Origin of the sequence: Candidatus Skiveiella danica, assembly GCF_022705245.1 — a bacterium.
Lineage (GTDB): Bacteria > Pseudomonadota > Gammaproteobacteria > Burkholderiales > Burkholderiaceae_C > Skiveiella > Skiveiella danica.
In genome coordinates, this window is sequence record NZ_JAKJEW010000075.1 from 1 (window position 1) to 2,386 (window position 2,386).

Annotated in this window: 2 protein-coding genes; one reads left to right on the forward strand and one right to left on the reverse strand. The window is 61.1% G+C overall.

Annotation, left to right across the window (positions count from 1 at the left end; translation table 11 throughout):
- Positions 1–449: 449 nt before the first annotated feature.
- Positions 450–1,805, reverse strand: coding sequence for an IS1380-like element ISPme1 family transposase (locus ACMUOY_RS19980; protein WP_012112698.1), 1,356 nt, complete (start codon positions 1,803–1,805; stop codon positions 450–452).
- On the opposite strand from ACMUOY_RS19980, the gene ACMUOY_RS19985 reads away from it, so the two are divergent.
- The coding region (locus tag ACMUOY_RS19985; protein ID WP_413894489.1) for a permease at positions 1,804–2,386 on the forward strand (583 nt) is incomplete at its 3' end. The two genes, ACMUOY_RS19980 and ACMUOY_RS19985, sit on opposite strands and share 2 nt — an antisense overlap.

Below are 2,386 nucleotides of genomic sequence, written 5' to 3' on the forward strand. Positions count from 1 at the left end.
CGGATGACCAGCGGAAAGCCGTCAATCCGATCGCCCGCAACGAACGTATCGGCCAATATGGCCGCCGCAAATCACGGGAATGCAATCAAGTTTCGGAAGGGGCTGGCATGCTGGGGCCGGCGCGACTATTGGCCTGCGTGCTGTGAATCGTCGACCTCTGATCCCCGGCCTGCCTACCCCGCCCCGCATGCTCCGGGCCGATTGGCGAATCGACCCGTCATGAAGGAACCGACATTCCCCAAGTGGCCTGCCGCTTGACTTCAAGATCGCCTGATTTTGCTCGCTGGGCAAGCGTTTTTCGCCCCGAGCGGTGTCTGTCGTCGCGCAAACGGCCGAAGTCGGGTGGATCAAGCCTCGAACCCGCAGCATTCTGGCCCGGCAGAGCCGCTTTTCCGCGCGGCAGACGGACCTGTCCTGCCGCTTTCGTTCAGCTTGGGCATGGATCGTGGTCATGCGCATGACGGAGGCGTTCGAAGACGGCGGATGGCGGCAAGGACGGCCCGCACCATCGGGCCGGTGACGGCGACCTCGGCCAACTGGAAGGTAATGGCGCGGGCGTGGCGGACGACGCGGGCGCCGATCTTGATCAGCTTGAGTTGCAGGCTGGTCAACGACCAGTCCGCCATGGCCTCGGGCAGTTCGATGCAGCGCAGGAAGGTTGCCAGGTTGTAGGCCAGCGCGTGCAGTTGCAGCCGCACCTCGTTGTGCCGGAACTTCCGGCATGACAGCCGCGTCCAGCGAAAGGCATATTTGCCTTCCTTGATGTGCTGCTCTGCGGTGCCGCGCTGGTTGTAGAACCTCACCACCCAGTCTGGCTCCATCGGCAGGTTGGTGACGATGAAGCCGACTTTGGGGAACAGCTCGCCCGGATGCCATTCGATCTTGGCGATGACGCGGCGCGGCTTGTCCCAGGACGCCGCCTGATACTCGAAGTCCTCGAAGAACCGTTTGACCTTGGTCAGCGAAGGCCGTCCCACGGGCCGTGTCAGCCGATGCGCGATCTTCTCGCGCAAGACGGCGTTGGCGGGCAGACGGATGGCGTAGAAGAACCTGGCTTCTTCCAGCCGCATATAGATCGCGGGGATCGCGTAGGCAGCGTCGGCCCGGAAGAAGCGTCCACCAAGGTCGCGGCCAGCATATCGGGCAATGACGGGATCAAGGACATCCCGCCAGCCATCGGCGCTGTGGACATTGCCGTTACGCAGGGCGCAGCGCTCCAGCATGCCAAACTGGTTGAACAAGAAGATGGGGTGATAGCAGGTGCAGTCGAAATGCCCGTTCCAGGCAGCACCTTCCTGATCGCCGTGGGTGGGGCTGACCGAGCTGTCCATGTCCAGCACGATGTATTTCAACCCGTTGCGGTCATGAAACCGGTCGATCCATTGGCCGTTCAGATCGGCCAGCGCCGCCCGGTTCGCGGCCAGAGCCAGCGTCTCGGTCTCGAACCGTCCCATCTGCGATGCCGAAGCAGCTTGCGCCTCGACGGCCCTGCCGCCAACGACCTGACGCATCACGGGATCGAGGGCCAAGCGGTCGGCATCGTTCACATCCTCGTATCCGGCCAGTCGTCCGAACACCGATTGCCGGAACAATCCGTCAAGCCGATGGAGCGTGTTCTTCCCGGTGCGGCTGTCTCGCAGCGCCTCCGACGCCAGATTGGACAGGCCGAGCACGTCATCAAGCTCGCGCATCACCAGCAGGCCACCGTCTGAACTGATCTGCGCACCACGGAACTCCAGACGCACACGGCGGTCGAAATCAACCCGATCTCCCCGCGCCAAGCCCGCACCCTCCAGGTGATCCATGAAACGCGCCCCTCGCAGCCGTCAACGCCATGATTTATATGCGAAATATCACGATTACGACAGCGAAATCAGCGACTTACTTGGAGAATGTGGGATCTATGTGCTCGCCGCTTTGGTGGTCGCGGTAGGTGCCGGATGGCTGCTTCACACGCTTGGCTTCGAGCGTTATGTGCGCCGGACGGCGACACAAGAGAGCAGTGGATGTAGTTCATCAGCAAGCCCGTGCAGTGCTACATCGACCGCATCGAGTTGCGGCACCAACAGCTGCGACACCACTCCGAAGACGGCTTCTTGCGGGGCTGATAGGAAGACAACAGTCTCTACGTCTAGCGAATGCTGTGACAGTCAACCCACTGTCACGGTTAAGAAAGAAGGGAAGTACAGTGGTGTGTGGCGGGAAGCTTGGTCGGACTTTATCGATGTGTTGCCTTACCTGCTCATCGGTATTGCGATTGGCAGCGTGATCTATGGTTTCATGCCCACTGACTTATTGGAGCAGTATGCAGGCCCAGATAATCCCTTTGCCATTCCAGTTGCCGCTGTCATCGGCGTGCCGTTGTATATTCGCGCTGAAGCCGTCA